Raw genomic sequence first — 8,150 nt, 5'->3', positions numbered from 1 at the left:
CACATCCTGAAGCCCAGCCACCCGAGCGCGGACTACGCGGCCTCGGTCATCAACGAGTACGTCGTGATGCGCCTGGCCGACCGCGTGGRCCTGCCGGTCCCTGCCGTGCATCGCTTCTACACGCCCGAGCCGGTGTACCTCGTCCAGCGCTTCGACAGATACCTCGATGCCCAGGGGCGCACGCAGCGCAGCCACATCATCGACACCTGCCAGTTGCTCAACAAGTCCCGGCAGTTCAAGCAATCATCCGCATCGCTCGAATCCCTGGCCGAAGCGGTCGGGGCCTGCACCAACCGCATCGCCGCGGCACCGCGAATGTTCAACTGGCTGCTGTTCAACGTCCTGATCGGCAACGACGACAACCACCTGAAGAACCTGTCGTACTCGGTGAGCCCCGAGGGCGTCGCGATGGCGGACCACTACGACCTGCTGTCGACTTGCGTGTATCACGTGAAGGCGCTCGCCGATGAGCGAGCGATCTGGCCGTCGGTGCCGCTGATGTATTCGATGAACCAGTGCTCGATGTTCGGCGACGTTGACYGCAAGGCACTTCACGCGGCCGGCGATGCGTTGGGCATGCCCGTGATCGCCTGCGATCGGATGATCGACAGGATGGTGAAGCTGCTGCCCGTCGAACTCGATGCCCTGCTCGCCGAAGTCGACGCCGAGAACGCGGCGATGCCGAAGCTCACTGCGGCCGATCGCGCCCAGGAAGGGTTGGTGCTGCGCGCGATCCGGCACATCGTGGTGAACGACATGCTGAAGCGCATCACGCCCCGGCGCGCATGACCCTCGCTCAGTACCCCGCCGCCTGCCCGTCACGCCGCGAATCACTGGCCGCGACGTAGCCGTCTTCCTGGTCATCGCTCAGCTTCCAGATGAACTGCCCGCTGCCGTAGTCCATGTACGCGTCGGGCGTCGGCTCGAAGCGGTGGCCGAGTGCCTTCAGCCCGTCGACCAGCGCCGGTGCCATCGTCGATTCGAAATCCACCGCCCGCCCGCTGCCCACCTTCCAGCGCGGCGCATCGCAGGCCGCCTGCGGCTGCTGGCGGTGCACCAGCATGCGCACCAGCGTCTGCAGGTGGCCTTGCGGCTGCATGTTGCCGCCCATCACGCCGAAGCTCATCTGCGGTTGGCCGTCGCGCGTCAGGAAGCCGGGGATGATGGTGTGGAACGGCCGCTTGCCCGGTGCCACGACGTTCGGATGCTTCTCGTCCAGCGTGAAGCCGTGACCGCGGTTCTGCAAACTGACGCCGGTGCCCGGCACCACCACGCCGCTGCCGAAGCCCATGTAGTTGGACTGGATCAGGCTGATCATCATCCCGCGCTCGTCGGCCGCGCTCAGGTAGATGGTGCCGCCCTTCGGCGGCGTGCCGTGTGCCGGGTCGCCGGCACGCTTCGGGTCGATCAGCTTCGCGCGTTCGCGCAGGTAGCCGTCGCTCAGCAGATCCTCGGCCGTCACCTCGGTCATCGAGCGCGCGTCGGCGACCCAGCGGTAGGTGTCGGCGAACGCGAGCTTCATCGCCTCGATCTGCAGGTGCTGCGATTCGACACTGTCGACCGGGTACCGGGCGAGGTCGAGCCGCTCCAGCATCCCCAGCGCCATCAGCGCGGCAATGCCCTGCCCGTTCGGCGGGATCTCGTGCACCGTGTGGCCGGCGAAATCCTGGCGGATGGTCGTCACCCACTCGGGCCGGAAGTTCGCGAGGTCGACCAGCGCCATGCTGCCGCCGTTCGCCTTCGCATGCGCCACCAGCTTCTCGGCAATCTCGCCGCGGTAGAAGGCCTCGCCCTTCGTCAGCGCAATCTGCCGCAGCGTCGCACCGGCCGCCGCGAACACGAAGCGCTCGCCGGGCTCCGGTGCGCGCCCGCGCGGCATGAAGGCCTCGGCGTAGCCGGGCTGGTCTTTCAGGCCCGGTACCTGGCGGCCCCACTTGTCCGAGACGATGCGCCCGACCCCATGGCCGCGCTCGGCCAGCTCGATGGCCGGCTCCAGCAGGTCGGCGAACGGCAGCTTGCCGAAGCGCTCGGACAACGCCACCCAGCCCGCCACCGCGCCGGGGGTGGTCACCGTGTCCCAGCCGCGCATCGGCATCTTGTCGCCATGCTTGCGGCGGAAGTACTCAGGGTTCCACGCCGTCGGCGCAACGCCCGACGAATTGAGGCCGTGCAGTTCCTTGCCGTCCCACAGGATCGCGAAGTTGTCGCTGCCGAGGCCGTTCGACACCGGCTCGACGATGGTCAGCGCCGCCGCCGCGGCAATCGCCGCATCGACCGCGTTGCCGCCTTTCAGCAGCATGCGCAGCCCGGCCTGCGAAGCCAGCGCCTGCGAGGTCGCGACGACGTTGCGGGCCATCAGCGGGCTGCGGATGGTGGGATAGGGGTTGGTCCAGTCGAAGTTCATGGTGTGTAGCCCGGAAGCCAATCCGGGAAATGCTCAACGTTGCCGCGGATCCAGCGCATCGCGCAGCCCGTCGCCGRGCAGGTTGAAGGACAGCACCAGCAGGAAGATCGACACGCCCGGCCAGATCGCCATCCACGGTGCTGAGTCGACATAGTTCTTCGCCGTATTCAGCATACTGCCCCAGCTCGGCGCCGGCGGCTGTTGCCCGAGCCCGAGGAACGACAGGCTCGCCTCGGCGATCACCGCCGACGCGATCGCCAGCGTCGCCTGCACGATCACCGGCGGCGTGATGTTGGGCAGCACATGCCGCAGCGCGATGCGCAGCGGCGGGTTGCCGACCGCGCGCGCCGCCTCGATGTAGTCCTCGACCTTCACGTTCAGCACCTGCGCCCGCGCGAGCCGCACGAAGATCGGCGTGGCCGACACGCCGATCGCGATCATCGCGTTGGAGAGGCTCGGCCCGAGGAAGGCCGCCAGCGCGATCGCCAGGATCAGGAACGGGCAGGCCAGGAAGGCATCGGTGATGCGCGAGATCAGCGCGTCGGCGAAGCCACCGAGGAAGCCCGCCGCCAGCCCGATCGGCACGCCCAGCAGCAGCGAGATGCTCACCGACACCAGCCCGGCGAGCAGCGACGCGCGCGTGCCCCACACCACGCGCGACAGCACGTCGCGGCCGATCTCGTCGGTGCCGAACCAGTGCTCGGCGCTCGGCGCCTTGCGGATCGCGCTCCAGCTGGTGGCCACCGGATCCTGCAGGCCGAACCACGGCGCGAACAGCGCCATCGCGATGAAGAGCAGCACGACCGCGAGGCCGAGCAGCGCGCCACGGCGGCGCTTCAGCCGGCGCCAGGCGCGGCGCCACGGGCCGGCCTCGGAGCGCGGGGCGGGGGTCGTGGTGTGGACAACAGGAAGCACGGCAACCATCGTCAGCGCCTCAGTCGCGGGTTGACCGCAAAGTAGGCCAAGTCGGCCAGCAGGTTGAGCAGCATGTAGGTGCTGGCGGTGACGAGCACCACGCCCTGCACCACTGCGTAGTCGCGGTTGAACACCGCATCCACCACCAGCTTGCCGAAACCGGGGATCGTGAACACCTGCTCGGTGAGCACCGCGCCCGACAGCAGCGTGCCCAGCTCCAGCGCGCCCAGCGTGATGATCGGCGTCAGCGCATTGCGCAGCGCATGCTTCAGCACCACGGTGCGCTCGCTCAGGCCCTTGGCGCGCGCGGTGCGCACGTAGTCGGCCGACATCACCTGCAGCATCGCGCTGCGCGTGTGGCGCATCAGCACCGCGGCGATCGCGTTGCCGAGCACGAAGGCCGGCATGATCATCGCGGCCAGGTTCGCGCCCAGGTCCTCGAACGGGCTCACGTAGCCCGAGGCCGGCAGCCAGCCGAGCTGCACCGAGAACAGCAGGATCATCAGGATGCCGAGCCAGAAGTTCGGCGTCGAGATGCCCCACAGCGCGAACGCGTTGGCCGCCCAGTCCCAGGCCGTGCCGCGCCCCACCGCCGAGACGATGCCCGACGGGATGCCGATTGCCAGCGCGATCGCCATCGCCAGCAGCGCGAGCTCCACCGTCACCGGCAGCTTCTGCAGGATCAGCTCGAGCACCGGCTGCTGGTTGCGCACCGATTCGCCGAGGTCGCCCTGCAGCACGCCGCCGACCCAGCGGGCATAGCGCAGCGGCAGCGGCTCGTCGAGGTGCAGCTTGGCGCGCAGGTAGGCCACCACTTGCGGATCCTGGTCTTCGCCGGCCAGGATCTTGGCCGGGTCGCCGGGCAGCAGCTGCTGCAACCCGAAGATCAGCATCGAGACGAACAGCAGCGTCGGCAGCAGCGTCGCGACGCGCTTGACGAGGTACTCGAACATCAGCGGATCAAGGCGTGAGCTTCAGGCCGCTCACGCGCAGCAGGCCGTCGGGCACGTTGCGCACGCCGCCGAGCTTCGCGTTGTAGGCCCACAGCCAGTTGCGGTGGTACAGGTAGACGATCGGCCGCTCCTTCAGCACGCGCGCGGCGACCTGCTCGAACACCTTCTTGCGCTCGGCGGGGTCGCGCAATTCGCGCGAGCGGGTCAGCAGCGCATCGGTCTCGGCATCGCAATACCCGGCGTAGTTCAGCGGCTGCTTGCAGCCGTGGAAGCTGAACAGGTTGCCGTCCGGATCGGCACGGCCGCTCCACGCCAGCACCAGCGCCTCGAAGTCGCCCTTGTCGGCCATGTTCAGCGAGGTCGCGAACTCGGCGGCCTGGATCTTCACGTCGAAGCCGGCCTCGCGCGTCATCGCCTGCACCACCAGCGCCAGGCGCTGCGCGTCCGACGTGGTCGGCGCCACCAGCGTGAAGCTCGGGTTCGGAATGCCGGCTTCCTTCAGCAATGCCTTGGCGCGCGGGATGTCGCGCTTGGGCACCGGCACGTTCTTCGCGTACCAGGCATTGGCCGGCGCGACCCACTGGTTGCCGACCGTCGCCTCGTTGTCCATCACCACCTGCGCGATGCCCTGGCGGTCGAGCGAGAGCTCGAACGCCTCGCGCACGCGGGCGTCGCGGCCCAGCGGGTTCTGCTTCGCCTTGTCGCTCTTCGCAAGGTTGATCGTGATGCCCTGGTAGCCGATCTCGGTGATGCGCGAGGTCTTCAGCTTCTTGTCGGACTGCAGCTTCTCCATGTCGCTGGAGGCGACGCGCTCGATGAAATCGAGCTGGCCGGATTTCAGGTTGGCCAGCCGCACCGTCGCGTCGGGGATCGGCGTGTAGACGATCTTGTCGAAGTGGATCGCGTCCTTGTTCCAGTATTGCGGGTAGCGCTCGAACACCATGCGGTCCTGCGCGACGCGCTCGACGAACCTGAACGGCCCCGCGCACACCGGCTTCGTGCCGAACTTGTCGCCGGCCGCCTGCGCTGCCTTCGGCGAGACCATCATGCCGGCGCGGTCGGCCAACTGCGCGAGCAGCGGCGAGAACGGTGCCGACAGGTTCAGCTTCACCGTCAGCGGGTCCACCACGTCAACGGTGGCCACCGGCGCCAGCTCGCCGCGGCGGTTCGAGCCGGGCAGCGTCTTGTGGCGCTCGATGTTGAACTTGACGGCCGCGGCGTCGAACTTCTCGCCGTCGTGGAAGGTGACCCCCGGGCGCAGCTTCAGCGTCAGCGTCCTGCTGTCGGCCGACCACTCATAGCCGGTGGCCAGCTGCGGCTGGATCGCGAGCTTCTCGTCGACATCGAACAGCTTGTCGCACAGCGCGCTGAACACGACGCGGCCGACGAAGCTGCGCGAGAGCGAGGGGTCGAGCACGTCGGGGTCTTCGGCCAGGCCGACGCGCAGCGTCTGCGCTGCAGCGAGCAGCGGCGCAGACGCCAGCAGCAGCGCGGGGATCCATCGGGTCATCGGATACGTCATCGTGAACTCCAGGAACTGATCAAGGATGAATGAAGGCGGCCTGCAGGCGCGCGAGGCGGATGCCGGCCGGCGTGATGGCGGCCGCGGGCTTCAACGGCGCAGGCGCGGGCAGCTCGCGCCAGAAGTGGCACGCGACCGCCTGGCCGTCGTGCAGCTCCAGGGCAGGCGCCTGTTGCGCGCAACGCTCGCGCGCATGCACGCAGCGCGTGTGGAAGTGGCAGCCGCCCGGCGGGTTGACCGGGCTCGGCACGTCGCCGGCCAGCAGCACGCGCTGGCGCTGCAGGCCAGGTTCGGGCACCGGAATCGCCGACAGCAGCGCCTGCGTGTACGGGTGGCGCGGCGCCGCGAACAGCGTGCGCTTGTCGGCCAGCTCGACGACGCGGCCGAGGTACATCACCGCGACGCGCGTCGCGATGTGCTTGACCACCGCCAGGTCGTGCGCGATGAAGAGGTAGGCGATGCCGAAGCGCTGCTGCAGGTCCTGCAGCAGGTTCACCACCTGCGCCTGCACCGAGACATCGAGCGCCGACACCGCCTCGTCGCAGACGATCAGCTTCGGCTCGACCGCCAATGCCCGCGCGATGCCGATGCGCTGGCGTTGCCCGCCAGAGAACTCGTGCGGAAAGCGCTGCGCATGCTCGGGCGCCAGGCCCACGGTGTGCAACAGCTCGGCCACGCGCTCGCGATGCCGGCCGGTGTGCAGGCCGTGCAGCATCAGCGGCTCGGTAAGCGTCTGGCCGACCGTCATGCGCGGGTTCAGCGACGAGAACGGGTCCTGGAAGATGATCTGCATCGCACGGCGCTGGGCGCGCAATGCGGCGGCATCGAGCGCGCCGAGATCCTGCCCGTCGAAGCGCACGCGGCCGGCGCTCGGCTCGATCAGCCGCAGCACCAGCCGGCCGAGCGTCGACTTGCCGCAGCCGGATTCGCCGACCACGCCGAGCGTTTCGCCGCGCGCGATCGCGAGGTCGATGCCGTCGACCGCGCGCACCGCGCCCTTCGCGCGGCCGAACAGCCCGCGGCGCACCGGGAAGTGCTTGACCAGGCCCTCGACGTTCAACAGCACATCGTTCACGGGGTCACTCATGGCGTCACTCATGGAAGGGGCGCCCGCCAGCACGCCGCCTCATGGCGCGGCGCCAGCTCATACAACTCGGGCGCGGCTTCGCGGCAGCGCGGCTCGGCGAACGGGCAGCGCTCGGCGAAGCTGCAGCCGGGCGGGCGGCGCAGCGGGCTCGGCACCTGGCCGTCGATCGACGCGAGCCGCGTGCGCTCGCCGTCGAGGCGCGGCACCGCGCCGAGCAGGCCGATCGTGTACGGGTGCTGCGGCGATTCGAACAGCGCCTGCACCGGCGCGCGTTCGACGATGCGCCCGGCATACATCACGACCACCTCGTCGGCSACMTYGGCCACSACGCCGAGGTCGTGCGTGATCAGGATGACGGCGGTGCCGGTCTCCTGCTGCAGCGTGCGCATCAGCGCGAGGATCTGCGCCTGGATCGTCACGTCGAGCGCGGTGGTCGGCTCGTCGGCGATCAAGAGCCGCGGCTCGCAGGCCAGCGCCATCGCGATCATCGCGCGCTGGCGCATGCCGCCCGAAAGCTGGTGCGGATGCTCGTCGAAGCGCTGCTCCGGCGCCGGGATGCGCACCTTGCGCAGCATCGCCAGCGCCTGTTCKCGGGCCTCGGCGCGGCCGATGCGGCGATGGCGCAGCAGGCCCTCGACGATCTGCTCGCCGATCGTGAAGACCGGGTTCAGCGACGACATCGGCTCCTGGAAGATCATCGCCATGCCGTTGCCGCGCAGGTCCTGCAGTGCCTGCGCCGGCGCACCGACCAGCTCGCGGCCCTCGAAGCGGATCGAGCCGCTGTCGATGCGCCCCGGCGGCGACGGCACCAGGCCCATGATCGACAGCGAGGTCACGCTCTTGCCACAGCCCGATTCGCCGACGATCGCCAGCGTGCGGCCGGCCTGCACCTCGAAGCTGACGCCGTCGACCGCGGCGAACTCGCCGTCGTCGGTCTTGAAGAGCGTGCGCAGCTGGCGCACCTCGAGCAGCGCGGTCATGGTGCGTGGTCCTTCAGCGCCGCCTGGAAGCGCTCGATGCGGGCCTCGATCGCGGCGCGGTCGGTCAGCCCGACCGGGTCGTGGCGGCCGGCCAGGCAGGCGATGAACGGCTGGTAGCGTTCCAGGCTCTTGCGGTAGATGCGCTGCAGCTCGGCGAGCGGCTCGGCATGGTCGTCGACACGCAGGTCGAGCTGCGGGTGGTCTTCGTCGGCGTGCAGGCGCAGCGCGGCGGCCTGCTTGCCGCGCTTGTCGCCGCCGGCCGCCTCGCCGGCCTGCATCGCCACCAGCA

8 protein-coding genes are annotated in these 8,150 nt (G+C 69.4%); 1 reads left to right on the top strand and 7 read right to left on the bottom strand.

Annotation, left to right across the window (positions count from 1 at the left end; translation table 11 throughout):
• Positions 1-789, top strand: a 789-nt coding sequence (locus AC1D12_RS17530; RefSeq protein WP_477841844.1) for a HipA domain-containing protein, incomplete at its 5' end; no start/stop codon positions are given.
• A gap of 7 nt (positions 790-796) precedes the next feature.
• Here AC1D12_RS17530 and AC1D12_RS17525 read toward each other — a convergent pair.
• From AC1D12_RS17525 to AC1D12_RS17495, 7 genes are all read right to left on the bottom strand, one after another.
• On the bottom strand, positions 797-2,404 hold the full coding sequence (locus AC1D12_RS17525; RefSeq protein WP_477825901.1) for a gamma-glutamyltransferase family protein: 1,608 nt from the start codon (positions 2,402-2,404) through the stop codon (positions 797-799).
• A gap of 33 nt (positions 2,405-2,437) precedes the next feature.
• Positions 2,438-3,328: an ABC transporter permease gene (locus AC1D12_RS17520; RefSeq protein WP_477841842.1), complete on the bottom strand. Its 891-nt coding sequence runs from the start codon at positions 3,326-3,328 to the stop codon at positions 2,438-2,440.
• Between the two features lie 2 nt (positions 3,329-3,330).
• On the bottom strand, positions 3,331-4,272 hold the full coding sequence (locus AC1D12_RS17515; protein WP_047507078.1) for an ABC transporter permease: 942 nt from the start codon (positions 4,270-4,272) through the stop codon (positions 3,331-3,333).
• A gap of 7 nt (positions 4,273-4,279) precedes the next feature.
• Positions 4,280-5,794 carry an ABC transporter substrate-binding protein gene (locus AC1D12_RS17510; RefSeq protein WP_477841840.1) on the bottom strand — a complete coding sequence of 505 codons (1,515 nt, stop codon included), beginning with the start codon at positions 5,792-5,794 and terminating at the stop codon, positions 4,280-4,282.
• Between the two features lie 19 nt (positions 5,795-5,813).
• On the bottom strand, positions 5,814-6,881 hold the full coding sequence (locus AC1D12_RS17505) for an ABC transporter ATP-binding protein (RefSeq protein WP_465110562.1): 1,068 nt from the start codon (positions 6,879-6,881) through the stop codon (positions 5,814-5,816).
• An 8-nt stretch (positions 6,882-6,889) separates the two neighbouring features.
• The gene (locus AC1D12_RS17500; RefSeq protein ID WP_477841838.1) at positions 6,890-7,861 is read right to left on the bottom strand and encodes an ABC transporter ATP-binding protein; all 972 of its coding nucleotides are present in this window, start codon (positions 7,859-7,861) and stop codon (positions 6,890-6,892) included.
• A partial coding sequence (locus AC1D12_RS17495) for a DUF1028 domain-containing protein (RefSeq protein ID WP_477841836.1) occupies positions 7,858-8,150 on the bottom strand: 293 nt, incomplete at its 5' end. The genes AC1D12_RS17495 and AC1D12_RS17500, both read right to left, overlap by 4 nt.

The sequence above is a fragment of the Rhizobacter sp. P1_G5 genome, assembly GCF_056405435.1.
The sequence above is the reverse complement of the archived record's forward strand: the minus strand, read 5'-3'. Positions and strand labels throughout refer to the sequence as shown.

What these genes read in the sequence shown, in the direction of transcription:
- AC1D12_RS17515 (WP_047507078.1), bottom strand. Translation starts at nt 4,272, where the DNA reads ATGTTCGAGTACCTCGTCAAGCGCGTCGCGACGCTGCTGCCGACGCTG.
- AC1D12_RS17525 (WP_477825901.1), bottom strand. Translation starts at nt 2,404, where the DNA reads ATGAACTTCGACTGGACCAACCCCTATCCCACCATCCGCAGCCCGCTG.
- AC1D12_RS17510 (WP_477841840.1), bottom strand. Translation starts at nt 5,794, where the DNA reads ATGACGTATCCGATGACCCGATGGATCCCCGCGCTGCTGCTGGCGTCT.
- AC1D12_RS17505 (WP_465110562.1), bottom strand. Translation starts at nt 6,881, where the DNA reads ATGAGTGACCCCGTGAACGATGTGCTGTTGAACGTCGAGGGCCTGGTC.